We start from the raw sequence: 25,696 nt of genomic DNA on the forward strand, positions 1-25,696 counted from the left end.
TCCAAATCTTTTTTATGTAATTTATCTAGATATATAAGACTAACTTAAGAGGTTTTATTTTTCACTTAGAAAATCAGTGCTAATATTTATAAGAATGAGTTTTTTTAAAAGTAGTAATTTTTTATATTTGTTTAAAAGAACATTTAGGAAGGTGCAATTTATTAGGAGCTAGAAGCCCTCGATAAGAGAGTTTTTGAACAAGCTATTGTCAATAACTTGCCTTATAGAAACTAACATAAATATCTTCTATATTTTAGTGGGTTAAGATACATCGCAGTCAGCTAACCTATTATTTAGATTTGAGTCAATAACCTGGATACAAAGAAGCTATTGACTCTATTCCTTTAACGTTTTGAAACAGAATTAAATTCAACGTCCGTATAAGTATACGTTTATAGTTAACATAAAACATTTTATAGGCACCCATTTAATTTAACCTTATAAAGCAAATGGTCCTTTATTTTATTATTGGATACTTCAAGAGAACAGACTGATAGAGTATCAATTATAAATTCTTCATCTAGTTTGATTGCAAGTAATTTCTTCATCTCTGCTTCCGTTATAGAAGATCTAGTACATAAAGTGACATGTGGTTTAAACGGAAATTCACTTTTAAAAAAACGTATATTTGAATGTGCTATCTTTCTATGCAAGTCATAAAATGGAGTTTCATTTTTAAATGAAAAGAAGAATATATTCGTGGAAGGAAATCTCGTTACTTCTAAAAATGAGGTTCTTATTGGCTTTATCTTTAAAGCTATATTATCTAGAGTACTATATACTACACTTGGTTCTTGAGCAGGATCAAGTACTCCTACTCCACTAGATCCAGCAATAGTAACATCTGCAGGGAGAGCCATTTGAAATGAATCTTTAAATGTCCTTTTAATAGTCATAACTTGTTCAGAAATTTGCATGGGTAGCTCTAATACAATGTATGTATCATATTTAAAATTCTTCATAACACACTTCCTTTTTAATCCATTTTATCGAAAAATGTACTTTTATTCAGCTTGTATATTTCATACATTTGTAGTTAACATAATGTCTCTTTCCGGAAGACACGAAAAAGAGAACCCTGTGCGCCACTTGGGTTCAGCTAAGAGTCCCTTTTCCGGAGTATACATCTTTTTATACATTGTTGATATGACTACATTCTTTGGATAGTTGAAAGAAACGAGAATGTATAAAAAGCGCTCCTTTTATACATATGTTAACCCCTATAAAAAATAGCCTATATGCGAAAAATAAGATGAAAATAGCTTATTCCATACATCAAATATGTATGAGCTCTACTAAAAGCAGCCGAAATAATCACGGTTGCTCTTTTTTTGCCTAAAATCGTGTTGCTAGCGAACTCATACGTAAAATTAAAAGTCTTTTCGTGAGTAGTTGTATTAGTAATTTCCTCATACTACCTCTTATTTTCTTCAACACAAATCAAATAATACGTTTAGGAGGTGTTTTTGTGCCAGAACACAGTTTCAATAAAACACATAATAATAACAATCATAGCAATAGTTATGATACAAACGGTGGAAGTATCCAACCAGTAGATGTACCCCAATCTGTCGGAAATAAAATTCCTGCTGAAAACGATGGACTAACTGGAAAAGTAAATGCAAACCTCGGATACCATCCAAAAAAATAGCACGAAAAAACCGCCCTACAAAAGTAAGGCGGTTCTCCGATAAGTTTTATCTTACAAAACTAAAACCATGTAGAATCTTTATATTTTGGAGATTATACCATTTAACAAAAAAAAGAGCAACCCTAAAGTTACTCTTTTTCTCAGCAAAAACTAAAACAAAATGTGTGCATTGGTGCTCAAGGAGTGTTCAATAAAGTATAAGTTCAGGAATAATAAGAGCTTCATCATAGATAAAAATAGACCATTTTACCATGTTGTTGCAGATAAAATTCATTATGATGCCTGACTTTTTTAGATAGCGAGCTTTTCTTAAGTCATTAATATAAGTGATAACTGTATTTTGTATAAATAATCAAGTTTTAAAGAAGAAAGCTCCGTTATGAATCAACAAGCCCTGAAACTGTTAATTATCTATTTTTTTAATTTAAAGTACGCATATGCACTCAACATGATAGCTACCATCATTATACAAGTAAGAGGAAACAGGATAGTATTAACAAAATGATCATAAAACCAACTATACAGAAAAATCACCTCAAATAGTTTAAATTCACATTGATAAGCACTAGTTTAGAAGGATTCACGGATTGTAAGAGTTATTTCCTCCTCAGAAAAACCAAGCAAATGAACCTGTTACTCGCTCTGCTTCTTTCTATTTTTCAAGAAAGCAACAAGAAGCAGCAGAAGAGGAATAATCGCAGAGAGGGGCATATACAAAACAAACATCTCTATCCCCAATCCTTCATGGAGGTGTTCTTGAAAATTGCTAGAAATCGTCATTGACATAAATAGAATCATAAGCCCTATAGGATATGAAAGTCGTGAAGGTGATTTAATCTTAAATAAGTTGGCCGTTCCTATGACAGCCGCATAAAGCAACACACTTATCTTAAAGAAGCCACCGGTAACTAAAGCAATCATAAAAAACACATCAAGACGTTCTAAAAAGTCAGCTACTTGGATGCTTTGTATGGTGCTAAGAAGAGGAAATTGGGAACGTTCAGTCAAATCAACCCCAAGTACACTAATGTTAATCAGCATGGCAATAGTCAAGTTGATGCCAGCTAATCCTGATGCACATAACATGGTTACTTTGGCTTTCTTTGGGTTTTTTAAATACGGTAAAATCATTGTAAACACAATCGCTTCACTAAAAGGAAAATACAAAATTTGAGTAAAAACAACTTTCAAGGGTGGGAATATCCCTTCTTCAAGTACTGGTTGTAAGTTCGTAATATCGATTAATCCCGAACATACAATCAGAATAAAGCCAGTGATGGCTAGGATATACATGATGATAAAAAAGATTTCTCCGGATCGTGCTATTACTTCGATACCTTTGCGAACTGTATAAATAATAACAAGAATCAATAAAGCATTCGCAATAAACAAAGGGGTATCAGGATAGGCAAAGGTTAACAACATCTCGCCGATATCACGCAGAACCCTTGCTACATTATAGATAAAATAAAAGATATAAAGAAAGGCCAGTACGCTTCCTATGGCTTTACCTAAGATTTTTTGCATGTACTCTGTAGGTAAAATATCTGGATAGTACGAGTAAAGTTTATTATAGACTAGAAACAGAACAAAACTGAATACGGTTCCAAGCAGAATTGCAAGCCAAGAGTCCTGTTTTGCGTCCATAGCAATAGGTAACAATAAAGTAGTACCCAGCTCAAACAAAACCATTAGGATAAAAAGCTGACTGGCACTAATTTTAGCTTTCTCCATTCAATCCGCCTTCCCTTTCAACTGTATTTAAGGAAATGTTTTAATTTTTTGGATTATCCTTTACTGCTTTCACCACTTCTGATTTTTCGACCGTTATGTAATAAATACTAGTTTTACTTTAAGGTTAATTCTAGGCTAAAAGTATTCTTTCTACGGATAAGAACTTTACTGGGGAATTTAACAAGGATGACAATATTCCATATGAAAATTAGCTAGTTAAATTTGTTTTTCCCATGCTTCTTCCTATTTTTAAAGAAAGCTACAAGAAGAAGCAAAGGAGGAATGACCGTAAGAAGAGGGATATGTAGAACCAGCATTGCCACCTTTAGTCCTTCATGGTTATGTTCTTGAACATTACTCGCAATGGTAATAGATAAAAAGAGAATGGTTAGCCCTAAAGGATACGATAACCGTGAAGGTGATTTAACCTTGAATAAACTAGCAGTTCCTACGACAGCTGCATAAAATAGCACACAAATTTTAAAGAAAATCGTGATGATTAATGCGAGCATAAAAAATACATCAAGACGTTCTAAAAAATTAGCTACTTGGATGCTCTCAATTGTACTAAGAAGTGGGTATTGGGAACGTTCAGTTAAATCAACCCCGAGTACACAGACATTAATAAGCATGGTAATAATTAAATTGATTCCACTTAATCCTGTTGCGCATAACATAGTTACCTTTGCTTTCTTGGGGTTGTCTAAATAGGGTAAAATCATCGTAAATACAATGACTTCTGTAAATGGAAAATACAACGTTTGAGTAAATACCACTTTTAGGACAGGGAATAAACCTTCTTCCAAAATAGGTTGTAAATTTTTTATCTCGATTAATCCAGAAGATACAATTAAGATAAAACCAGCAACCGCAAGAACATACATAAAAATAAAAAGCAGTTCTCCTGATCGAGCTATGACCTCAATTCCTTTTCTAATGGTATAAATAATGACAAGCATTAATAATGCATTGGCGATGAATAAAGGTGTGTCCGGATAGGCAAAGGTTAACAGCATCTCACCAAAATCGCGTAGAACCCTTGAGGCGTCATACATAAAATAAAGAATGTAAACAAAAGCCAGTACGGTTCCAAGTACTTTCCCGAGAATCCTTTGCAGATACTCTGTAGGCAAAAGATCGGGATAATAGGTATAAAGCTTGTGGTAGATTAACAATAGAACGAAACTGAATACCATTCCAAGCAGAATCGCAAGCCACGCATCTTGTTTTGCATCTATTGCAAGAGGTACCAATAAAGCACTACCCAGTTCGAATAGAACCATTAAGATAAAGAGCTGACTAGAACTAATTTTAGCTTTCTCCATGCAATTGGAACCTCCTTTTTGTTTTTATTTAAAGCAACCTTTTGTCTTCTTGAATCTTTTTTTAACGTTTTCATCACTTGCTATTTTTGAACATTATGTAGTAGATTGCTTTAAGGTTAACTCTAGACTAAAAAGATTCTTTCTACTGGTAAGTACCTTACTAAGGAATATAACGATAACGAAAATGTTCTATATGAAAATTAGTTCATCAAATGTGTTTACCCTGATGCTTCTTCTTGTTTTTTATGAAAGCTACAAAAAGAAGGATAGGAGGAATTATTGTGAACAGAGGAATATGTAGAACAACTTTGGCTACATGTAATCCTTCATGAAGGTGTTCTTGGAAATTACTCGCGATTGTGATAGATAAAAATAAAATAACGATACCTAAAGGATACGAAGCCTTGAAGGTGATTTAACTTTAAATAAGTTAGCTGTCCCTATGGTGGCCGCATAAAATAATACGGTAATTTTAAAAAAAATCCCAATCACCATAGCAAGCATAAAAAATACATCCAGTCGTTCTAGAAAATCAGCTACTTGGATGCTTGCTACTGTACTAAGAAGAGGAAATTGCGAACGTGCAGTCAGGTTAACGCCAAGCATACTAATATTGATGAGCATCGTAATAACCAAATTGATTCCACTTAATCCCGTGGCACATAGCATGGTCACCTTTGCCTTCTTAGGATTATTTAAATATGGCAAAATCATCGTAAATACGATAGCTTCGGTAAACGGAAAATATAAAGTTTCAGACACTGCAACCTTTACAGATGGTAAAAAGCCATCTTCCAAAACAGGTTGTAAATTTTTAAACTCAATTAAACCAGAAGAAATGATTAAAATAAACCCAGCAACCGCAAGAACATACATAAAAATAAAAAGCAGTTCTCCTGATCGAGCTATGACTTCAATTCCTTTTCTGACTGTATAAACAATGACAAGCATTAATAATGCATTGGCGATGAATAAAGGCGTATCAGGATAGGCAAAAGTCAACAACATTTCACCAAAATCACGTAGAACTCTTGAGGCATCATACATAAAATAAAGAATGTAAACAAAAGCCAGTACGGTACCTAGTACTTTACCTAAGATTTTTTGCATATATTCTGTGGGTAAGAGGTTGGGATAATAGGTATAAAGTTTATGGTAAACTAAAAACAAAACGAAACTGCCTAACATTCCCAATAGAATCGCAAGCCATGCATCCTGTTTGGCTCTGATGGCAAGAGGTACCAGTAAAGCACTCCCCAGCTCAAATAAAACCATTAGAATAAAGAGCTGATTGGCACTAATTTTTGCTTTCTCCATTTAACTGGCACCTCCTTTTCCTTATTTTTGATTCTCTTTTACTCCTGAAAGAAATGACTTGTTTCGTAAGCCAGCGCGACGTACATAGGCTTCCACTGTAATATCTACATCTAACTTCGGAAAGTACACATCATTCCATTCCATTTTCATTTTCTTAAATTGATTTGGTCTAGTACGGTGAACTACTTCTCCAAATCCCAAAATATCCGTTTTGTTTTTTTGGGCACGTTCAATAGCTGTCTTTAGCTCTTTTTTAATTTCTTTCCTCACGGATTGTTCGATTTTTGTAATGACCTTTGGATTGGTGATATCAACAGGTACCTCCATGTCACCGATATCTCCTTCAACACGTGTATGAACAGAAATATGAGGTTTGCCATTCTTCACTTGAGCAGACACACTTGTTTTTTGTCGTACAGTTTGATAAGCAATAGCTTCTTTCTTTCCTGCCCAATCAATATTAATATCCGTTCCTTGGATTTTATCAAGAATCCATACCGTTCCTCTTGCTGGTTTTCCATACAACCAATCTACTAGCTTTCCCTGTTTTAAGACAGCAATTCCAGAAGCACGAAGCGTTGCTTCGGGTGCACTTTCCTGAAGGTTATCCAGCTTTTGTGCTTGCTGGGGATTTCCATCTAGACGAAATCCTGATACGACAGTTCCTCTTCCAGGAGATTCAAGGCTCTTCATCACCTCTTGAAGCGATGTTTTTACATTCTCTCCCCATTTTCTTTCCGTAAATTCTAAGGTTTTCAGCACTTTATTCGCTGGAATCTTATCAACCGGCGTTAACGTTTTCACTAGATCAGCTGCGGACGAATGGTTGGCAATCACGAGGGTGGAAGTATTTCGAAATTCTGGATCTCGATCAAACGCATCAATTAATGTATCAAGCCCTTCTTCTTTAGCCAATTTTTCACCAACCACGACCAAGTTTGTATGAGCATAATACAATCGTCGAGAAATTCTGCCCGAAGCCCGTCTACTTGCTTCGACTACATTGTCTCCTGAAGCTGAATAAATGGTAATAGGAGGGCTTTGAGTACCGCCTCCCCCTCCTTGTATACCAGCCACATTCCCTGGATTAATAATTTGGAGCGTTATGTGATATCTTCCATCTTTTGTTTTATCGACGCCCAGAGCTGCCACGATAGCAAGGTCAGTTAACTCTTTTTTACTCCAACAACTGGTGAGCAAGATGGTTACCGTCATCATCAATAAAAGAAAAACTCCTTTACGCTTCATTGTTGTCACCTTCTTCAAAATCACGATTCACCATACCACGAGATGCAGGGGGGTGCGGGTTTTGATTTGATCCTTCTCGAACCGTGTTAGCAGTAATTAATCGCGGTCTTTGTCTCAGTGTCCACCACGGTAATCTTATAACGGTATCTCCATTGTTTACAGGGATGAAGGGAGCAAATGGAGCCATATAAGGTACCCCAAACGAACGTAAACTGCATAAATGTACAACCATCATTAAAAGGCATAAAATGATGCCATAGAAACCAAATGTTGCTGCGCCAATCATAAACAAAAACCGAATTAAGCGAGCTGAAATCGCCATATCAAAAGAAGGTGTGGCAAAACTGGCAATGGCTGTGATCGATACAATGATAACCATTGCTGGTGACACAATACTTGCTTGAACGGCTGCTTGACCAATTACAAGGGCCCCGACAATGGATACGGCTGAACCAATAGCTTTAGGTAAACGTATCCCTGCTTCTCGTAAGATTTCAAAGGTTAGCTCCATAAGAAGGGCTTCCACAAATGCTGGAAAAGGAACAGCTTCCCTCTGTGCCGCAATTGCTACAATGAGCGTGGTTGGTACCATTTCCTGATGGAAGGTTGTTACCGCGACATAGGTAGCAGGCGCGATTAACGAAATCATAAACATAAAAATACGTAAAAGACGAATTGAGGTTGCAATGTCAAAACGCGCATAATAATCTTCAGCCGATTGGAAGAATTGCATGAACAAAGCAGGTGCAATCAGTACAAAGGGGGTTCCATCCACAAATATAGCAATCCGCCCTTCTAGTAGGTTTCCTGCTACAACGTCAGGTCTCTCCGTGTTGTACATAGTTGGAAAAGGGGTGAATGTTTGATCCTCTATTAGTTGTTCAATATAACCTGATTCCAAAATGCTATCGATATCAATTCGCTTCAATCGCTGACGAATTTCTTTAACGACTTTATCATTGGCAATGCCATGTATGTACATAAATGTCACATCTGTCTTTGTTACGCGTCCTACTTTTAAAGACTCCATCCATAAATCAGGGGTTTTAATGATGCGGCGTACCATAGCTGTATTGGTCCCAAGAGACTCGGTAAAGGCCCCTTTTGGTCCTCGCACCACCATTTGAGTAGTAGATTCCGCGATGGAACGTTTTTCTCCACCTTTGGTGCTAGCACTCAGTGCTTGTTTTACTCCATCCACTAGGATAAGAGTATCTCCTGCCATTAAAGATGCAAATAAATCATCCAAGCTAGTGATGGAGGATATGTTTCCAATTGTCATTATATCTTTAGAAAGGAGGTCTATCGCATTGTGCGGATTTAATTCTTCTTTATGATCATCCTTCATCATAGATTGCAGTAGATAATCTTGAATCGACTGATTGTCTACAATTCCTTCTACATAGACAATCGCTGTTTTTATGTCGGAAGCCCCTCCCATTTTTATCTCACGAATAACGACATCTGAACTATTTCCGGTTTTCTGCTTAATCATGTTAAGATTGCCCGATAATGAAACTTGTATTTGTTCTATTGGTTGATCAGTAGTTTGATTCTCGTCATCTTGTGCTGATTTCTTTTTTTGTTTGCTATCTTTAAAAAACGAAGGCATAGATTTAAGCACCCTTCTTTAAATTTTTATTAATTTAACCATATAGAAACTTTTTATGTAAAAATTAACAATAAATATTTATGTATCATCATAGAAGAAAAAGAAAAACCTATTAAATGGAGCGTGATTGATATGAAAATCATAGGTATTAGCCTTTTAATGATGGGATGCTTAATGGGATTTTCTTTAGGCATTGATATTCTTCAAGGATTTGATGTTTCTCAGGCGTTGTACAACGCCTTGAGTCCTTTTCGAGTAATGGAAGTTGCCGAATTATTTGTGCTCTTTTTTCTTCTTTTTCTTTTTTTTGCTGAATCTGCATATCTTTTTATAAAGAAGAAGAATCAAAGCAAGTAACTGCATACTTATAAATCGCTTTTTGAAAAAAGGAAATGGAAATAATAGAGATGTAGTTCAGGCTATTCGTTTCAATTGGTTCTTTTATTAATCAAGATTCACATAAGATAATTCATTGTCTATATTCATTAACTGGTTTTTTATCCACTCCTTCACATTGTTCATTCTGGAATCAAACGCCATTTGAAAGAGACCAGTTAACTGAAAATCGGTGAAATGACTTCCTTTTAATTTGAGAAAAGCCTCCTCATAAGAAGAGAAATGAAGCTGTCTGAATAAAAAATCGACCATTGCCTCCCGAACGTATTCTTCATTTTTCCAACAATTCATGGGAACATGAGCAAATTGCCAAGGTTTAAAGACTCCAGGATAAACAGCCTCTACTACTTGAAAAGGGGATTGGCCGAACAGGGAAAAGACACCTCTCAGGCTATGTTGACTAAAAAAGTGAATATTAACCTGAATAGGAATCTCTTTAAGAGGGATTTTTAGTTTTTCCTCTATTACGTACTTTACTGCTTCAATAGCTCGTTTTCTTCCTTCGTCTCCATCCCAATATTTATCAGGAACTTGTTGAAACTGCCAAGCTTTAAATCTTCCTGGATAAGCGTTATCAATGACTTCGTAATAATTCCATTCATAAAGCATAGCAGGTGGTTTAAGACGGTTAGACCATAAAGTGCCTGCCGTTACCTGTAGAGGAATCTCGTGAATAGGAATCGATAATCGTTGCTCAAGTAGATAGCATGTCATATAGCGCATATATTTTTTTCCTTCATTACCTACAAAGAAATAGTTAGGAAAACGTTTTCTTTTCTTTTCTAGAACATCTTGATAAATATCGATGACTTGTTCTCTATTCACTATCCAAAGCCCCTTTTGAGAAAGTATATTTGTTTATTATTATGTATAATAATGGGATTTATATACGGATGGAGCTGAATCTGATAAGATACATAATGAAAAGAAAAGCTACTGATCCTTTATCAGTAGCTTTTCTTTTCATTATGTAAATAGGGATAGGGGAATTGATAAAGGAAAAATAATATACCTGTGCATATTAATTCTTGAAACCAAACTCCAACAAGTTCGCCATCCTTTCTAAGCTACGATTTTTTTGTGTTTAAAACAAAAATGTAATCGCTTTCCACTTTGGATTGTTGTAAAATAAAAAAGGCATGTTAATTGGAGATTTTTCGAAATGTCATCTTAACTCATTGAGCCTATTCCCACATAACAGCACAAGGGAATAGGTTTTTTAATGCAATTATAGATATAATATTTAAACCCAAATTTGAAATAGGATTATTTGTATAAATTTAACAATAACACAAAATATACCGTTCATAAAAGTATACCTTTACGGACTTTTTGTTTTTTTATATGAAACCTATCACTTTTATAGTTCGTTTTAGTTTAAAAACAAATTACGAACGTCTTCATAAGTGTATACACTTTTATGAACGTTCAATTATGTATTCCTATAAAAGTTGTATAAGGTTGGCGAGTGTATATAGCTATAGATTGGAAGGAGTTCGTTTAGAGGAGAATTAAAATAAAAAGCAGCATTCTCATGCGTAAATGGCATTGAAATGCTACTTTTCCCTTCAGATATAGGTATATACCTATACATTTTCTTTTACAATTCACCATATTAAACCTTATTATGGAATTAAACTCAAAATAAGGTGGGAGATGCTTGTATGAGAGCTAAGATTGAGAAAGCGAACCATGTAGTGATGTTTGAAACAGCTGGTGAGTTTTATGCACATGAAGTGACTCAAGGTCCTAAAGTGGGTTTCTTTGCTTGCCCCTCTTGTGGAGTGAAAGTTTATCATAAACAAGATCATTTCTTTTCCCGTGAACATGCAAATACTTGTACTTACGTACAAGAGCAATCTAAGAAAAAGTTCTAATACTTGTCTCCAAAAGCTTAGTTTATAAGAATTACATTGGTTAATTTATACATTTATAGTATAATATCGGAGTTACACTTGTGAACATATAAAAGGAGAGTTAGGATGAAAGGACTAAGTACATTAAGAAAGATAGATGCCTTGGGACGTATAGTGCTTCCCATTGAACTAAGAAAAGGAATGGATATAGCTAAAGGCGATTCAGTAGAAATCTTATTGGAAGATGATCATATAGAAATAAAAAAATACGAAGAATATAACAAATGTGTGATTACAGGCGAGATAACGCCTCAAAACCGCAGATATGCAAATAACATGGTTTTAAGTCCGTTAGGCGCAAAAATTTTATTTAACGAAATAAAAGATAAGCAAAAAACCTTTGAATCGTAAATTCAAAGGTTTTTTAGATGAAACTATTTTTTATGCTGTATACTTTCTAACCAGTTTTGGACAGAAGACCCTAAGCTGGTTGCTCCTACCTTTAATTCATCCATAATATAAGAAATTAAATTGTGTAAACTGTACTCTTCTTTATAAGGGTTATTTTTATTAATAAATTTTAATACCTCTTTTAACTCTTTTATTCTTCCCTGATCCAATTCTTCTTCTAAATGCCGAGTCATGTAGTCATCAACAAAATCAGAATTCCTTATGCTCGCTTCAATTAAAAAAGATGCTGCTAATGCAGGAGGACAATCTAAAGCATAAGCTAAGCGTTTCAAAATATCATACGTTTCTCCATGTCCATCTTTTAAACGCGTAGAGACACGCTCTTTCTCAATATTTTTGTATAGGTGTCTAATTGGCTCTTTGGACATATCCCCCATATACACAGTGCTGCCAAAGCTAAATCCTCTTCTAAAATAATTTGATAGGTAATCCATTACTTTTGAAGAAGCAAGGCCTGATATACAAATTGATTCAACTACATTTTTTACAGGTGTATTTGTAATGTAAGACAATCGATAAACACATTCTTTAAGATCAATTGGAAGAGATGGTTTTACATCTCGTTTTTTGTCACTTCGAATTTTTCTTTTCTTCTCTTCTATTCTCACATAATCACTCCTAAAATCTAAAATTATCTCTAGGACAATGACTTTTTGTACATACCTAAAACATGTATATGGCAGGGGAGGGAGGAGCATGTATATTTTTTTGAGATAGTGGAAAAAACTTATAATACTAGAACATGAGAGGAGTCTTTTGTATGAAAATGACGAAAGAAGAAGCACAAGAAATCGCAAAAAAAATAAAAGAAAACTCTAATAAGTACGGATTACCTGTGAAAAAAAAGAAAAATGCTAGTGCAACTTAAAAGAGGGTATATAAGAACTGGCCTTCCATTTAATAAAAAATAAAAGACTTATATTTTCCTACTATAGTACGCTACGTGATAAGGATACAAGAAATATAAGCAAACTTAATTAAAATAAACTTCAAATTAGATAAGTTGATAATGAAGAAATTAAAAAAGAGACTGCCTAATAAATTAATTTATTAGGCAGTCTCTTTTCAAAATATGATCATTGGTGACGAAATTTATCAATTTCTTCTGGTGTAAGGTTTGTAAATTCAGCGATTGTTTGGGTATCTAAACCCTTTTGGATCATACTTAAGGCCACCTTTATGATACCTTTCTTTTCGCCTATTTCTTCACCTATTTGTTTTCCTTTTTCTTCTCCAAGTTTTTCAGCTCTTCTTAAAGCTGACTTTTCATCTAATAATGCTTTTCTTCGTGCTTCATATGCTAATAGCACTTCCGGATCTTGGCTAACACGTTCCCACTCGTCCATCGCTTTCTTCAATACTTGATCTTCTTGCATCGCAATCTCCTCCAATACCTGAGTGATTTCTTCATCTTCGGATGCTTCAAGTAATAATAACCATCGCACAAGTTGATCTTCCCGTGGATCTACCTCTCTGTTACGCCATTTTATTAATAACTTAGGTAGCTCCATAAAGTGAATTTCCAGCATATCCGTTAGGAGTAATTTCTGCTCTCGCTCATATAACTGAAAGGTAGAGTGATAATCATGAATATGAGATAAATAACGGAAGTTCACAATGTTAATGGTAATCGTTTTACAAAGCTCTCCGTAGTCCATGCCTTCTTTCATTTGACTACTGTACATTTTAGACCAGTAATAGAGTGTTCGTTTTTCCATGTCATGTTTGTTATTAAGCTGAATTTCAATATTAACACGGCTTCCATCCTCTAACTGTGCGTGTACATCTAAAATAGAGCGTTTATCTTCTTGATTTTCTTTATTGAAATGCGGATCTAATAACTGCACCGTCTGAATTTTTTTATCATCTGGAAAACGGAGTGCTGCGTTCAAAAAAGCAGCTAAAATAGATTCATTTCCATGTGTGCCAAATAGTGATTTAAATGCAAAGTCGACACGCAAATCTAATCGTTTTGTCATAATATCCTCCATCATTTCCATGTTTGTTATTAGTATACCATGACTATACCGATTCCTTCTATCTAACACTCTAGGAGCAAATTGAGTATCAATACGGTATTTGTCACACCACTTATTAATGTTCTTGATACAAAGAAGTATGAAGGGGTGCTTAAAACAAATAGAAGTACTGGGTCTGATTTCTATTACCAATAAATAAACTCCTTATTCACATCATTCTTTTAGTCTGAGCACGTTCTCTGTAAATATGAAAATGGAAACACCTTAAAAATCAATAAACCACCGAAAGCAAAAAAGCCACTAGGATACCTAGTGGCTTAGTGTTTTAAAAATCACTATATTCTTCGAGATCATCGTCGTCTAAAGAACCAGATACTTGCTCTAAATCTGCAATCTTACCTTCTTTTAAGGTTTGGCTTTCTGAAGGCTTGTCTTCTAACTCCTCTTGCTTACCTACAAAACCATTAGCTTTAGCTAATTGCTTTAATTCCTGCAGTTCTGAATTGATATGTTCGAGAAGCTCTTCTGTTCTATGTGCTGATTCTACTTGGTTGGTAGATGCACGATGAAGGTCGCGAACAATTAAAGATGAAATATAGTCCCCTAATTTTCGAGACTTTGCATATTTTGCGAGTATGTCATAGACTTCATCACTTAACTGATTGGTTTTAATCGTAAAGGCGTTCTGACGCTCTGTCATGGTTATCACCTACGCTGTTAGGATTTAACGGCTTTCTTCTCAGCTTGTTTCTTTTGAAGGTAACCGATGCTTCGAATTTCTAAGCCGAATAAGTTCAAGTGACGGCTATCTTCTGGTACTTTATGATATTTCTCTGTACGTTCTTCGCCGATCTTTTCACTCATACTTGTCATGATGGCTACTTCTAGTGTCGGAGCAACACCGCCACTATATACGTATTTACGAATTTTATTTGCTGGTGGTGGGGCCACATCATTTAACTTCGCTAGTAAAATCTCTACATATTCTTTTAGAGAAGATGTAATTTGAGCTGTTAAATCAATAGATTCACCCGTATTTTCATTCTTTAACTCAAATTTTTGTTTGCTGTAGTTATCTAAAATAAATTGATCAAATGCACGTAAATCGGTAAACAACTCTGGGAATTTCTCTTTGCGTAACTTATCAATGTGTGCTAGGTATGGAATACCTTCAATACTTTGGAATGATTCGCGACTGTTTGCAGCTTTTAATCCTTCAGGTAAAATCACAACATCAATGGATCCTCCACCAATATCGACCATCACGGTTTCACATTCTACATATTCATTAGCATCTTCACGGTCTTGAAGCGTTAAGTCTTTCTTTAATGCAAAGCGTGCAATTTCACCTTCTTTTAAGCATGCACTTTCTTCTACAGAAACTTTTATTTCTTTTTCGAAACCTGGCGTATGAATACGGAAAGCATGGTCACCTAAGAAGCGAGTTGCCATTGCTTTTTGCACTTCACCAAATGTGCTTTCTTTTTTTAGCAACCAGATTGGTAACATCGTAGAGAAATAGTCAATCTCGATGCTATTATCCTTTTGATCTTTCGCATGCAATGCATGGTAATATGCAATAGCAGCTAAAAATGTTACATAAGGAATATGGCTTGTAATTTTGTTATGTAAACGATTGATGTGGTTGTTAGCAAGTTGTTGGCTTGCTGCAATATCACCCACTAAGAAATAACGTTCTTTCTCTTCGTCACCAATGGTCGTAGATAGTAAGATACGCTTCTTAAATTCTTCTGGTGCTGTCACAGCATCAGTAAAGAATGAATCAGCAGCGTCTTTTTGGAGTTCTACTACGTTGGTTGGAAAGTCAAATAGGTATCCATCAATAATATTCATATCGACTGAGTTACCACAATCCTTGTTAAAACGTGAAATTTTCATCTCTATACACCTCATTTTTAAGTTGAACTTCTGTTGAACTAATTATACAAGAAGAAGAGTGGAATTTCAATCATTTAGTTCAACTTAGTTATCTTCAAAAACTTACATATATCAACAATTATTTTTATTTAGTTGAACTTATTTTGGTATTGGAAAAACAGTCACATTTTAGAGGAATGGATGATTAGGGTTTCTCTTTTAATCATAAAATTTAATCTGAATACTTTAAATACTAAGACACACACTGTCTGTAAAGGTATACTTTTACGGACAAGATATTTAAATCTATTACAAGATGTTAGAGTAATTATTATAGATAACAAAATAAAAACCCTAAATTTCCAAAAATACACATATATTACACCGATTGTTCTCGGAATCATCGTTTACACATCATTTGTTAAGTAGCGATGGATAGAAGAAAACACTTTATCTCTTATCAGCTCTTCTTCATTTAATAAATGATGTTTTCCGTTTTCTATAAGTTCAACCTCTATATTTGGAAACTTCTTTAGTAAGAAACCAACATTATATCTCCAATCCACTGTTGTGTCCTTTTTTCCTTGGAGGATGAGAACAGGGACAGAACTGGGATACCCCTTCTTAATCAATTCATTCCATCTTATCAATGCTTCTACCCAACTGAGAGGGACCTGATCATTCTGCAACGGATCATTCTTCACAAAACGCAAAAACTTTGCATCTGATGAATTGTTTCGAAGTATCCTTCTCAAATTCCTGGTGAACGTTTTTAAGGGCTTTATCAAAATGGTGATTGCATTCCAGCGATAAGGCCGAACGAGGGGCGAGACAAGCACTGCTTTTCGAATCTGAGACGTTTCAGGGTTATTCAATATATAATCAACTGCAGCAGCAGCGCCCGTACTATGAGCCACGATATAGACAGGCAGAGAGCTTGAAGACAGGTGTCTACGCACGACTTCTCGAATACTTTCTGTATAGAGAGAAAACTCCGAAATGGCTCCCCGTTCTCCTGTTGACAATCCATGTCCCGGTAAATCAAATGTCAACACATGAAACCCTTGTTGAATCAAGAAACGAATGACAGTACTTAGTACTCCAGCATGATCATAATAACCGTGAAGAAGAAGAATATGAGCTTTTACCGGTAAGGGACGAAAAGATTGGATAAACAGCCGTTCATGGATAAACGATTCAAACCCGTAACGATACATTATGTTCTCTGTTGGGAGATTGTAAAACTCACTGTAACGTTTGATGTTTTCATTCATGGGGCGTGAATTGTATGTAAAGCGAAAATGCTGATCATTTTGAATATTTTTAATAAATTGTTTCATATTCGACCTCTGTGTCTCCGTAATTTATTTATATCATTTAATAATGAAAATGAAGAACCAAAAGAAAAATTTATGGTGCAAAGATTGGATTGGTTTAAAAAAGATATATGGATTTTCACTGAAATCTAGTCTTATGCAGCTAGTTAATAGATGAGCTTCGCTTGATTAACAATATATCGATTAATAATAGGTTGTACTCATATGTTGTAAATAGAAGATGGTCATATCACTTCTATGTAATTAAGTCTTCGGTGTTTATTTTTTGATCATTAAAAGCTTTATGCAGTAAAAACTGCATAAAGCTTTTAATGATCAACGGTAACTCAATTGCTATACAAAACATACTATTGTAAATGCAGTTTTTATTGCTTGGATAAACCGTTTTTCATCTGGTTTCTACTGGTCATTGTTTGCATAGCTGGTGCCCCTGTTTTATTTCCATTTCCTCTTATTATCCAAATCACTAAAGTCCCAATTCCTATGCTTAAAAGTGACAATAGCATGCCTCTGTTATTATTTTTCTTCCCAAATAGGCCACTAACATTAAATAAAGAAGTTAGCTGCTGTACATTATTCATTATGCAAATCCCTCTTTGATAAGTGTTTGAAAGAAAGCTCTCTTTCAACACTTTTATTTTTTGCCAATGCTACGTATATATACTGGGAAAATGATGCTGTCCTCACATATGTTTTCAAATTATTTCCTGTGATTATTTAAAAAACAATGTAAACCTTAATACATATATGATTATTAGAAGGAGTGAAAAAGGAATGAAGACAAAAAAATATGTACTGGGACTCTTATCAGCTATTTTATCAGTAGGTTTTCTTTTTGGTTGTAATGATAAAAAAGATGAAGCTGAGCCTGATCCAACTGAAGAACCGTCTGAACAAAAAGCTCAAAATAATCGTGATAACAATGATCTACGAGACGTGGGATTTCAACCCGACGGTGTTCAAAATAATAATGTAGATAATAATGATCAGACACGATTAGAGGTAGCTGATCAAGCTGCGGATCGTATTGCTAAGTTAAATGAAGTAGGCACTGCGAATGTGATTGTTACAAACCGAAATGCATACGTGGCTGTTGTTTTAAAGAATGAAGCAAACGGAGAAGTAACCGACCCTTTAAAAAAGAAAATTTCAGATCAAGTAAAAGCTACAGATCGAGATATTCGAAATGTGTATGTGTCATCCGATCCTGATTTCGTAAATCGTATGGAGGGGTACGGAAACCGAATTAATGAAGATGCGACAAGAAATGGTCTATTTGAAGACTTTACTGAAACCGTTCGAAGAGTCTTTCCTAACAATCGTTAAATAAAAATAATGAGATATAACAAAGCAATTTTTTATGTTTTAAAAAGAGAGGCCTCCTTATAGATTAAGGAGGTTTCATCTATGCTTCTGTCTCTATTATAAGAGATGACTTAATAGTAGTTATTTTTTGGTTCCTTTTGGCTATCATAGGAACATTGATCAGGTAATGGGTTCTACATTAGGAGAGAAAAGTATGCCTATCTAAAAATGAAGGAGAAAATCAGAATGGATTATAAAATATTCAGGATAATCAATCAGCTTGCTGGTCGCTATTCTGTATTAGATATGCTGATGATATTGATTTCAAATAAGGTACGTTATCTATTCGCTTTTGTATTAATGTTGATGTGGTTTCGAGGCTATTCACAAAGAAAAGTGACTGTATATGCCGTCATATCTGCGACCTTTACGTTGTTGACCAACGTGTTAATTCAATGTTTTTATTTTAAACCTCGTCCATTTATGAAGCGCCGTGTCGGCATACTTATTCCTTCAAAGATGAACTCCGCATTTTTGAGTAAACATACGCTGCTTGCAACTGCTGTATCCACTTCTATTTTACTACATGAACGTGTCATTGGGGCAGTTATGTGGGGGGTGTCCTTATTAACAGGATTCTCAAGGATTTGGGTAGGGCATCATTATCCCTCTGATATTATCCGAAGCCTCTTTGTTGGTAGTTTGACAAGTATTATCGTTGAGAAATTTTTTGGTTCTCTAAAAATAATGAACCGAAAAACCCAAAAGTCGTATGCTCCATTACGTAAATGAAGCATTTTCAATAGCTAATGATGGTAGTCTCGATTCTGTACTTGCTTTAACGATTAGTTAAAGCAGTTGCTATAGGCTTCTACTAATAACGATAAGATAAAGCGCTTAAGGAAAAATTCCCTAAGCGTCTCATTTTCATTTGTAAAATATGTATTTAGGCTGATGAGCTAAACAATCTTATCGATCTCCTGTAGTTTATCATCGAGTTTTATACAAATCAGATTTTAAGAATATTCATTGCTTAAGTCTTTTTTTGTTTTATAACTGGATTTATTTAAGACAAATCCTGTAATTAGCTCATTAAATTGAACCCACTTTTTTGTAGGCAGTTGATGACCCTGTTGTGGTAAAACGAAGAATTCAGCATGCTTACATTTATTTTTATACTCTTTCATATAGTAGGTAGTCCAATCCTTTTTCCCACCATATATAAACAACAAAGGCATAGTTAAATGATGAAGTTTGTCTAAACAGTTATAGTGTAATGAATGATTATAATACTGATACCATGATTCTTGATCTGCTTTTTTCATATAACTAACTAGGCTCTTTCTTAGTGTCTTGTCCCGAGTATGACTTATAGAAAGACTTTTTATTAATATATTTAGGTGTTCTTTCACCATATACATTCCTATTTTATGTAATAGTTGTCCAGGTATATCTCTTACTATAGGGTAAGTTCCTGAGAAAACTAATAATTCGATTCTATCGGGATGATAAATAGCCAGCTCTTGAGCAATTAGACAGCCAGCAGAATAACCACATATAATAGCCTTGTCTAAATGCAACGCATCCATAAAACGCAATACTTCGTTTGCATAGAAGGAAATTGATACAGTTTGTTCAGCTCTAGGACTTCGTCCATGACCACTTAAATCTGGAAAGATGACTCTCATATGCTTGGACAAATCGTATTGGTAATGGAAGACTTTATTTCCCATGCCAGGTGGATGAATAAAGATGACTGGCATACCCTGTCCACGCTCTTCATAATACAAGTATTTATTCGTGTCTATTTCAATAAAAGGCATGATTATTTCTCACTCCAAAATCAATTAATAATTACTTTTTAGTTAAGATTAATCTAGTTTATGAAAACCAAGATCTTCTTTCATCTTACATTTAACTCAATATAATTAACTATTTGTTCTGTATTGTTTAAAATCAAAGAGCTTTTTTATTATTTATTATGAGGTTATTATAGTGAGGCTATACAGACTAAAAAGGGGGGATTTTAGAATTGTTAATAAGATTTCTGATAATGCTGATTATGTGAAATAAACATATATACGATACACAGCTTAAAAAGCAGAAAAATTCCCATAGGTTAGAAGGGAGTTTTCTGCTTTTTAGGAGTTTACTATAGTATTATGATTTATCCATCTTGAGTAGTTTGTTTAAAAGATAAACTTTTATTCATTTACATAAAGAGAAAAAACATTCATGACAGGGAGCTAAAGCTTATACATATAGTAAGAGATAAATTAATTAAAAAGGTGATTATTATGTTTCGAAAAATACCGGTTGTTCTTGTCGGAAGCTTATTGTTAAGTGTGGGAATTAATGGATTTTTAGTTCCTCATTATTTGTTAGATGGAGGAACAATTGGAATTGCTCTCATCCTTCACTATTATTTTGAATTTCCTACAGGTGTGATGATTATTATTTTGGGTTTTCCATTATGTTGGTTTGCTTGGGTTTATGAAAGAACTTATTTTTATAATAGTTTTTATGGGTTAATTATTTCTTCTTTATTGATTGATTGATTGGCTAGAGCCTCTTAAAGACCAGTTTCAACTTTCTGTTTTTCCTAGTGTAATCTTTGGAGGAATATGTATTGGGACGGGAGTTGGTCTTATGCTTCGATACGAGACAAGTACTGGAGGAACAGATTTACTAGCACAACTTATATCAAAAGCTTTTTCCTTAAACATTGGGATGGTTATTTTAATTATAGATGGTTTTATCATAACAGCAGCTCTTCCTTTATTAGGACCTAAAACGTTTCTTTTTTCATGTTCGACAATTTTTATAGGTGGAATGACGACTTCGTTAATTACAAAAAAGGAATAATTCGGATTATAAAGTTAGTATTTTCTATCCTCCGTTTTTTGCCCCTCCCTTTCTACAACCTTCAATCGCTTTATAAGTTCATGTTAACTATTTTGACTTATAAACCTAAAATCCTTCTAAAAATGGCCTTCTTTTAGAGTGATCTAAAATACATAAACCTTTTCGTGAAAATTAAGGAATGCTGCTATGACATTTGTTTGATTATAAATTGAATACCATATCTCTTTCTAAATCATACTATATAAGTACATTTGTATTTATATGAAAATCAGGAGGGTCTATTAATGAGCAATGGTAATACACCGGCAATTGGATTCATTTACAACGGTGAATTTTACGAGATACTTATAAATAAGAAGTCCACAACATTTAAGGAAAACATTAGCCCCCAGGAATCTAGATTACCTACGAAGTTAAACTTTCCTGGTGAAGACGAAAAAAAATTAGTTTTTGTTTCCTATAATTCCACCGGAAATGGTCAGACACCAATAATACTTGAGAAATCTAATCAATTACCAGAAAACGCTATAAAAATGCTATTAGAATACAGTATTGATTCATCTAGACCTTTCTTATAAAGGAAACTGAATGTGGAATCTGTTTTCAAAAAATATAGCATAATTATCCATAAGGACTATTTTTATAGGAACTAACATATTATATAATGCAGACTTTTTATGCATTCACCTTCCACTGGGGGTATCGAGAAAACGTAGTCATATCAAGGATGTATAAAAGAGAAAAAGAGAACTTCTTCGAAACCTTGGGGCGTAAGGGTTCTCTTTTTTCGTGTCTTCCGGAAAGAGGCATTATGTTAACTAAGGTTGTATACGATATACAGCTTAAAAACAGAAAAACCACTGGGCCTAATCAGTGGCTTTTTCTATCCTCGTAAGGAATGGAGAGCTATTTTATGATGCCTCACGGCGTCTTGTATAGTTTGCTTAAATTATCAGTAACTTATGTAATAAAAAGAAAAAACTACTGAACAGGGATCAGTAGTCTTCTCATGAAGCATGTTGTGAACTCAAGAAAGTAGTGAGGATTTCCAATTAGAAACTTCACAGCTTCTTAGATAGTTTGCTCAATATGTAAAAAAATAATTATTATTAAAAAGAGAAAAAACAATCCCTGGGAGTTGGATTGTTTTTTCTCAAGGAAAGATCAGGCTGATAGTTCCTTGTTGTATTTTATGTTTCTCACTTTGTGTTATGACTACCTATAAAAATCCATTATGTTAACTAACTTTGTATATGATATTCATTAAATAATAAGATTTTTTACCTAATTTTTCTATAATAAAAAATATATGTTTGATTTTCATATTAATATTGTTTATATTAATATTATATATATAAACAATATTAATATGAAGGTGGATAAAAATGAACATACAAAATGTTATCTTAGGCTTTTTAGTCGAAAAACCGATGAGTGGGTATGATATTAAACAAATGATGGAAAATTCTGTTTCCTACTTTTTTGATGCTTCTTACGGAGCAATTTATCCAGCGCTTCGAAGAATGGAAAAAGATATGCTGATTGAAAAGGAGGTTATTCAACAAGAAGGAAAACCTAATAAAAATCTATATGTCATTACTCCAAAAGGAGAGGAAGCATTCCATAGCTATATGAATAGTCCGTTAAACCCTACGTTAATCCGATCAGATTTGCTAATACGCATATTTTTTGGACAATATACTAGCTACGATAAAATAAAAGAATGGCTGAATATAGAGAAACAAAAGGCACAAGCACAATTAAATAATTTAACATTGTTTAATGAGAAATACCCTAATATGGAACGTCATAAGAAAATTACACTTCTTTATGGGATTGATGAGGCAAGATTTACCCTAGAATGGATAGAAAAAGAATTACACCAGTTAACGAGTGTAGGTAAATAAATGATGCAGAAAAAAAGCCAAACAAAAGTTTTGTTATTAATGTGTTTAGGGATCTTTATCTGTATGATTGATTCTACAATAATGAATATTACCTTGCCTGCCATCCAAGAAGACTTACATACTACATTGGAAACGAGTTCTTGGATGCTTAATGTCTATACCATGACTATTGCAGTACTTGCCATACCAATGGCAAGGTTTGCTGATATGTTTGGGCGAAACAAGTTTTATTTGCTGGGATTAATAGTATTCGGATTTGGTTCTTTATTATGTGGCTTATCGTTTTCTGCAAACTTCCTAATTGTAGCTAGATTTATTCAAAGTGTAGGGGCAGCTATTCTTATTCCACTCAGTATGGTTATCGGAGTAGGGATAATGCCAATAGAGAAAAGAATGGTTTCGCTAACTTTATTAGGCGCAACGCAAGGTTTATCCACCGCATTAGGGCCAACGGTGGGTGGAATTATTACAGAAAAATTGAACTGGCATTGGGTATTTTACGTGAATATACCGGTGTGTGTTATCGGTGTTATTGCTTGTATCTCCTTACTTCCCTTAAAACAAGAAAAGAAAGTTGAAGCTAGGGTTGATTGGGGAGGATTAATTCTTTCAACTATTGCACTATTCACAGCAACCTTAGTGTTAATTAAAGGAAACTCTTGGGGATGGACTAGCAAAGGGGCCTTAATTTGCTATTCAATTAGTATTATTTCGCTCATTTTATTTATTTTATTAGAAAAAAGAGTACAAGATCCTATGATTAATTTGACCCTCTTCAAAGACCACCAATTTCTAGGATCTGTACTGGTTGTCTCAGCAGGATATGTTTTTTTAATAGGAGTAATGGTATTATTGCCACAATTTTTGACAAGGTTTCAAGGAAAAACTGAATTAGAGGCTGCCCTGCTTGTTACACCTGTATCAGGAGCTATCTTTCTCTTTTCACAGTTAGCAGGTTTATTGGTTAAAAAAATAGGTTTTATTGTTCCTGTTATTCTAGGTTTTATCATTATGGGAGGTGCTTACTACCTTCTAGAGAGTCTAAATATTAATAGTACATCATCTGAGATTATTATGTTGTGTACATTATTAGGAATTGGATTTAGCTTTATAATTGCCACAGCTACAATAGCGAGCACTTCCTCATTTGAAGGCGAGTTATTAACGGCTTCACAAGGCGTATTCTCTATGCTTCGACAAGTTGGTGTTGTTTTAGCAGTCGCTATTTTTGTAGGGGGATTAACAAATAAAATTGATCAAAATCAAGATAAAGTAATTAAGTATGCTACAACTCAACTAAGTCAACTTAATATAAAAGAAGCTGAAAAAACTAAGGTTTTACTACATACAAAGGATGTTTTTCATTCTGATAAAAAGCAGGTTGAAGAAAATAATCAACTTTCTGAAAAGCAAATAGACAGGATGGTTGAAGAGAAGTCAGAACATATATTAAAAGAGATGCCTTCCGATAAGAGAGAGGTAGCCAAACCATTAATATATAAACAGGTATATGAGCAGGTAACAAAACAACAAACAGAAATAGAAAAATACTCAAAAATAGTCAATCAATATGGAACGACTAAAATTGCTGGTAGTTTTAGTGACTTGTATAAATCTACAGCTCCCTTCGTGTTTATTTGTACCTTTTTAGGATTTACATTTAGAAAAGAAAAAAAGAAAAAATTAGTCACAGGCGAACTAAAAATAAATTAATCTGATACTTATTTTTCAACATGTAATGATAAATTATGGACGAAAAGCCCTAAACAAAGGGCTTTTTTAATCGTAATTTCCGATAAATAGTTTTATGGTAACTGTTTAAATATAGTTCAAATAGCAAAAGAACTACTGTATATTTAAGTAGTCCTATCAGCTCTATAAAGGCAAGCTAAATATAATTTGATAAATTCTATTTAGGAGTCCCAATTAGTTCTGTTATCGCATTATAACTCATATTATCATTCATTAATCGTTGAAAATTATTATCATAAAGGATATCTTCAGTAATTCTTTGTAATAATGTAGCAGTTGCTCTAAAGGGGGCGGATCCAGTACTTATTCTTTCAATACCAACTTGCGATAATATATTAATAGAAGGCAAGTTTGGCCCAGACAAAAGATTAATGGGACAAGATAGTTCTTGTCGAACTTTTTTAATGGATTCCATGTCATATAGTCCAGGAATAAAAATACAATCTGCTCCAGCCTTTTGATATGCTTTTCCCCTATTAATGGCTTCTTGAAGTCTTAGATCAGGATCTCCTGTATTTAACCAATACAAATCAGTGCGCGCATTAATAAATAATGGGGCTTTTAGCGATTTAGATAGTAATCTAATTTCAGATATTTTTTCTACTTGCAACGAAACATCTAAAATAGGACTATCTAAATCTCCTGTCCCATCTTCTAGGTTTATACCAATTCCTCCTGCTAAAATGATTTCCCTTACATTATCTACCACTTCATTAGTAGACTTTCCATATCCGGACTCTAGGTCTACACTGACAGGGATATTGACTGAATTAATAATTCTCTTAACAGCTCCTAACATTTGTTCAAAAGGAATTTTTTCACCATCAGTATAGCCTAAAGACATTGCTATACCAGCACTGGTCGTTGCAATAGATGGAAACCCATTTTTCTCAAAAATTTTAGCACTAATAACATCCCAAGCATTGGGCAAAACAAAAGTATAGGGTCTTTTGTGAAGTTGTTGAAACGTTTGAAATTTAAGTAATTGCTTTTCATTATTCACAATGGTTCTTCCCCCTTTAAATAAACAACTTTATGGCTTTGTATGAGCTTTCTTTAGAGC

General features: G+C 34.1%; 23 protein-coding genes and 2 pseudogenes. 10 read left to right on the forward strand and 15 right to left on the reverse strand.

All coding sequences use genetic code 11. The features are described 5' to 3' along the window. Positions 1–413 precede the first annotated feature (413 nt). Positions 414–962, reverse strand: coding sequence for a 2'-5' RNA ligase family protein (locus tag ACFX40_RS23610; RefSeq protein WP_377256528.1), 549 nt, complete (start codon positions 960–962; stop codon positions 414–416). Between the two features lie 506 nt (positions 963–1,468). Between ACFX40_RS23610 and ACFX40_RS23615 the strand changes: the two genes are divergently transcribed. Beyond that, positions 1,469–1,651, forward strand: coding sequence for a hypothetical protein (locus tag ACFX40_RS23615; protein ID WP_028410102.1), 183 nt, complete (start codon positions 1,469–1,471; stop codon positions 1,649–1,651). Between the two features lie 633 nt (positions 1,652–2,284). Here the strand turns inward: ACFX40_RS23615 and ACFX40_RS23620 are convergent. The 5 genes and pseudogenes from ACFX40_RS23620 to ACFX40_RS23640 all read right to left on the reverse strand — a co-directional run bounded on the left by ACFX40_RS23620 (position 2,285) and on the right by ACFX40_RS23640 (position 8,887). Continuing rightward, complete coding sequence (locus ACFX40_RS23620; RefSeq protein ID WP_377256532.1) at positions 2,285–3,385, reverse strand: GerAB/ArcD/ProY family transporter; 1,101 nt, start codon at positions 3,383–3,385, stop codon at positions 2,285–2,287. Positions 3,386–3,597: 212 nt separating this feature from the next. Continuing rightward, positions 3,598–4,710 carry a GerAB/ArcD/ProY family transporter gene (locus ACFX40_RS23625; RefSeq protein WP_221841418.1) on the reverse strand — a complete coding sequence of 371 codons (1,113 nt, stop codon included), beginning with the start codon at positions 4,708–4,710 and terminating at the stop codon, positions 3,598–3,600. A 208-nt stretch (positions 4,711–4,918) separates the two neighbouring features. Beyond that, positions 4,919–6,027: pseudogene (locus ACFX40_RS23630) on the reverse strand (GerAB/ArcD/ProY family transporter). Between the two features lie 21 nt (positions 6,028–6,048). Beyond that, the gene (locus ACFX40_RS23635) at positions 6,049–7,275 is read right to left on the reverse strand and encodes a Ger(x)C family spore germination protein (protein WP_377256536.1); all 1,227 of its coding nucleotides are present in this window, start codon (positions 7,273–7,275) and stop codon (positions 6,049–6,051) included. Next, the gene (locus ACFX40_RS23640; protein ID WP_377256539.1) at positions 7,265–8,887 is read right to left on the reverse strand and encodes a spore germination protein; all 1,623 of its coding nucleotides are present in this window, start codon (positions 8,885–8,887) and stop codon (positions 7,265–7,267) included. Before ACFX40_RS23640 ends, ACFX40_RS23635 begins: the two co-directional genes overlap by 11 nt. A 132-nt stretch (positions 8,888–9,019) precedes the next feature. Between ACFX40_RS23640 and ACFX40_RS23645 the strand changes: the two genes are divergently transcribed. After that, positions 9,020–9,244 (forward strand): YczF family membrane protein, encoded by a 225-nt coding sequence (locus ACFX40_RS23645; RefSeq protein ID WP_377256542.1) that lies wholly within the window; start codon positions 9,020–9,022, stop codon positions 9,242–9,244. 87 nt (positions 9,245–9,331) lie between these two features. Here ACFX40_RS23645 and ACFX40_RS23650 read toward each other — a convergent pair whose 3' ends face one another. Next, the gene (locus tag ACFX40_RS23650; RefSeq protein ID WP_322551905.1) at positions 9,332–10,108 is read right to left on the reverse strand and encodes a DUF4046 domain-containing protein; all 777 of its coding nucleotides are present in this window, start codon (positions 10,106–10,108) and stop codon (positions 9,332–9,334) included. An 839-nt stretch (positions 10,109–10,947) separates the two neighbouring features. Here ACFX40_RS23650 and ACFX40_RS23655 point away from each other — a divergent pair. Beyond that, positions 10,948–11,160: a hypothetical protein gene (locus tag ACFX40_RS23655; protein WP_377239074.1), complete on the forward strand. Its 213-nt coding sequence runs from the start codon at positions 10,948–10,950 to the stop codon at positions 11,158–11,160. Between the two features lie 105 nt (positions 11,161–11,265). Further along, positions 11,266–11,550 carry an AbrB/MazE/SpoVT family DNA-binding domain-containing protein gene (locus tag ACFX40_RS23660; RefSeq protein WP_221816161.1) on the forward strand — a complete coding sequence of 95 codons (285 nt, stop codon included), beginning with the start codon at positions 11,266–11,268 and terminating at the stop codon, positions 11,548–11,550. 23 nt (positions 11,551–11,573) lie between these two features. On the opposite strand, the gene ACFX40_RS23665 is transcribed toward ACFX40_RS23660, so the two are convergent. From ACFX40_RS23665 to ACFX40_RS23690, 6 genes are all read right to left on the reverse strand, one after another. Continuing rightward, entirely contained in the window at positions 11,574–12,218 is a 645-nt protein-coding gene (locus ACFX40_RS23665) for a hypothetical protein (RefSeq protein WP_377256545.1), read from the reverse strand. A 468-nt stretch (positions 12,219–12,686) separates the two neighbouring features. After that, positions 12,687–13,589 carry an Rpn family recombination-promoting nuclease/putative transposase gene (locus ACFX40_RS23670; RefSeq protein ID WP_377239072.1) on the reverse strand — a complete coding sequence of 301 codons (903 nt, stop codon included), beginning with the start codon at positions 13,587–13,589 and terminating at the stop codon, positions 12,687–12,689. A gap of 325 nt (positions 13,590–13,914) precedes the next feature. Beyond that, entirely contained in the window at positions 13,915–14,289 is a 375-nt protein-coding gene (locus tag ACFX40_RS23675; protein WP_025751496.1) for a hypothetical protein, read from the reverse strand. A gap of 17 nt (positions 14,290–14,306) precedes the next feature. Then, positions 14,307–15,488: an Alp7A family actin-like protein gene (locus ACFX40_RS23680; RefSeq protein ID WP_377256548.1), complete on the reverse strand. Its 1,182-nt coding sequence runs from the start codon at positions 15,486–15,488 to the stop codon at positions 14,307–14,309. Between the two features lie 386 nt (positions 15,489–15,874). Beyond that, positions 15,875–16,807, reverse strand: a complete 933-nt coding sequence (locus ACFX40_RS23685) for an alpha/beta hydrolase (RefSeq protein ID WP_377239070.1) — start codon at positions 16,805–16,807, stop codon at positions 15,875–15,877. Positions 16,808–17,169: 362 nt separating this feature from the next. Then, on the reverse strand, positions 17,170–17,385 hold the full coding sequence (locus tag ACFX40_RS23690; RefSeq protein WP_377239068.1) for a hypothetical protein: 216 nt from the start codon (positions 17,383–17,385) through the stop codon (positions 17,170–17,172). A 193-nt stretch (positions 17,386–17,578) separates the two neighbouring features. On the opposite strand from ACFX40_RS23690, the gene ACFX40_RS23695 reads away from it, so the two are divergent. Together ACFX40_RS23695 and ACFX40_RS23700 are read left to right on the forward strand one after the other, a co-directional pair. Further along, on the forward strand, positions 17,579–18,130 hold the full coding sequence (locus ACFX40_RS23695; RefSeq protein ID WP_377239067.1) for a YhcN/YlaJ family sporulation lipoprotein: 552 nt from the start codon (positions 17,579–17,581) through the stop codon (positions 18,128–18,130). Positions 18,131–18,355: 225 nt separating this feature from the next. Continuing rightward, positions 18,356–18,901, forward strand: a complete 546-nt coding sequence (locus ACFX40_RS23700) for an undecaprenyl-diphosphatase (protein ID WP_377256551.1) — start codon at positions 18,356–18,358, stop codon at positions 18,899–18,901. A 224-nt stretch (positions 18,902–19,125) separates the two neighbouring features. Here the strand turns inward: ACFX40_RS23700 and ACFX40_RS23705 are convergent, their stop codons facing one another. Further along, positions 19,126–19,932 carry an alpha/beta fold hydrolase gene (locus tag ACFX40_RS23705; protein WP_377239065.1) on the reverse strand — a complete coding sequence of 269 codons (807 nt, stop codon included), beginning with the start codon at positions 19,930–19,932 and terminating at the stop codon, positions 19,126–19,128. Between the two features lie 474 nt (positions 19,933–20,406). On the opposite strand from ACFX40_RS23705, the pseudogene ACFX40_RS23710 reads away from it, so the two are divergent. From ACFX40_RS23710 to ACFX40_RS23725, 4 genes and pseudogenes are all read left to right on the forward strand, one after another. Continuing rightward, positions 20,407–20,974, forward strand: a pseudogene (locus ACFX40_RS23710) (YitT family protein). Between the two features lie 284 nt (positions 20,975–21,258). Further along, entirely contained in the window at positions 21,259–21,552 is a 294-nt protein-coding gene (locus tag ACFX40_RS23715) for a hypothetical protein (RefSeq protein WP_377239063.1), read from the forward strand. A gap of 807 nt (positions 21,553–22,359) precedes the next feature. Continuing rightward, positions 22,360–22,881, forward strand: a complete 522-nt coding sequence (locus ACFX40_RS23720) for a PadR family transcriptional regulator (protein WP_377239061.1) — start codon at positions 22,360–22,362, stop codon at positions 22,879–22,881. Positions 22,882–22,884: 3 nt separating this feature from the next. Further along, positions 22,885–24,594 (forward strand): MFS transporter, encoded by a 1,710-nt coding sequence (locus ACFX40_RS23725; protein ID WP_377256751.1) that lies wholly within the window; start codon positions 22,885–22,887, stop codon positions 24,592–24,594. Between the two features lie 196 nt (positions 24,595–24,790). On the opposite strand, the gene ACFX40_RS23730 is transcribed toward ACFX40_RS23725, so the two are convergent. Beyond that, positions 24,791–25,636 (reverse strand): isocitrate lyase/PEP mutase family protein, encoded by an 846-nt coding sequence (locus ACFX40_RS23730; RefSeq protein WP_377256554.1) that lies wholly within the window; start codon positions 25,634–25,636, stop codon positions 24,791–24,793. Positions 25,637–25,696: the final 60 nt, after the last annotated feature.

Source organism: Priestia sp. YIM B13552, from assembly GCF_042787775.1.
Classification (GTDB): Bacteria; Bacillota; Bacilli; order Bacillales; family Bacillaceae_H; genus Priestia; species Priestia megaterium_E.

What these genes read in the sequence shown, in the direction of transcription:
- ACFX40_RS23695 (WP_377239067.1), top strand. Translation starts at nt 17,579, where the DNA reads ATGAAGACAAAAAAATATGTACTGGGACTCTTATCAGCTATTTTATCA.
- ACFX40_RS23690 (WP_377239068.1), bottom strand. Translation starts at nt 17,385, where the DNA reads ATGAATAATGTACAGCAGCTAACTTCTTTATTTAATGTTAGTGGCCTA.
- ACFX40_RS23675 (WP_025751496.1), bottom strand. Translation starts at nt 14,289, where the DNA reads ATGACAGAGCGTCAGAACGCCTTTACGATTAAAACCAATCAGTTAAGT.
- ACFX40_RS23635 (WP_377256536.1), bottom strand. Translation starts at nt 7,275, where the DNA reads ATGAAGCGTAAAGGAGTTTTTCTTTTATTGATGATGACGGTAACCATC.
- ACFX40_RS23620 (WP_377256532.1), bottom strand. Translation starts at nt 3,385, where the DNA reads ATGGAGAAAGCTAAAATTAGTGCCAGTCAGCTTTTTATCCTAATGGTT.
- ACFX40_RS23700 (WP_377256551.1), top strand. Translation starts at nt 18,356, where the DNA reads ATGGATTATAAAATATTCAGGATAATCAATCAGCTTGCTGGTCGCTAT.
- ACFX40_RS23625 (WP_221841418.1), bottom strand. Translation starts at nt 4,710, where the DNA reads ATGGAGAAAGCTAAAATTAGTTCTAGTCAGCTCTTTATCTTAATGGTT.
- ACFX40_RS23640 (WP_377256539.1), bottom strand. Translation starts at nt 8,887, where the DNA reads ATGCCTTCGTTTTTTAAAGATAGCAAACAAAAAAAGAAATCAGCACAA.
- ACFX40_RS23685 (WP_377239070.1), bottom strand. Translation starts at nt 16,807, where the DNA reads ATGAAACAATTTATTAAAAATATTCAAAATGATCAGCATTTTCGCTTT.
- ACFX40_RS23610 (WP_377256528.1), bottom strand. Translation starts at nt 962, where the DNA reads ATGAAGAATTTTAAATATGATACATACATTGTATTAGAGCTACCCATG.
- ACFX40_RS23655 (WP_377239074.1), top strand. Translation starts at nt 10,948, where the DNA reads ATGAGAGCTAAGATTGAGAAAGCGAACCATGTAGTGATGTTTGAAACA.
- ACFX40_RS23645 (WP_377256542.1), top strand. Translation starts at nt 9,020, where the DNA reads ATGAAAATCATAGGTATTAGCCTTTTAATGATGGGATGCTTAATGGGA.
- ACFX40_RS23715 (WP_377239063.1), top strand. Translation starts at nt 21,259, where the DNA reads ATGAGCAATGGTAATACACCGGCAATTGGATTCATTTACAACGGTGAA.
- ACFX40_RS23660 (WP_221816161.1), top strand. Translation starts at nt 11,266, where the DNA reads ATGAAAGGACTAAGTACATTAAGAAAGATAGATGCCTTGGGACGTATA.
- ACFX40_RS23725 (WP_377256751.1), top strand. Translation starts at nt 22,885, where the DNA reads ATGCAGAAAAAAAGCCAAACAAAAGTTTTGTTATTAATGTGTTTAGGG.
- ACFX40_RS23720 (WP_377239061.1), top strand. Translation starts at nt 22,360, where the DNA reads ATGAACATACAAAATGTTATCTTAGGCTTTTTAGTCGAAAAACCGATG.
- ACFX40_RS23670 (WP_377239072.1), bottom strand. Translation starts at nt 13,589, where the DNA reads ATGACAAAACGATTAGATTTGCGTGTCGACTTTGCATTTAAATCACTA.
- ACFX40_RS23680 (WP_377256548.1), bottom strand. Translation starts at nt 15,488, where the DNA reads ATGAAAATTTCACGTTTTAACAAGGATTGTGGTAACTCAGTCGATATG.
- ACFX40_RS23705 (WP_377239065.1), bottom strand. Translation starts at nt 19,932, where the DNA reads ATGCCTTTTATTGAAATAGACACGAATAAATACTTGTATTATGAAGAG.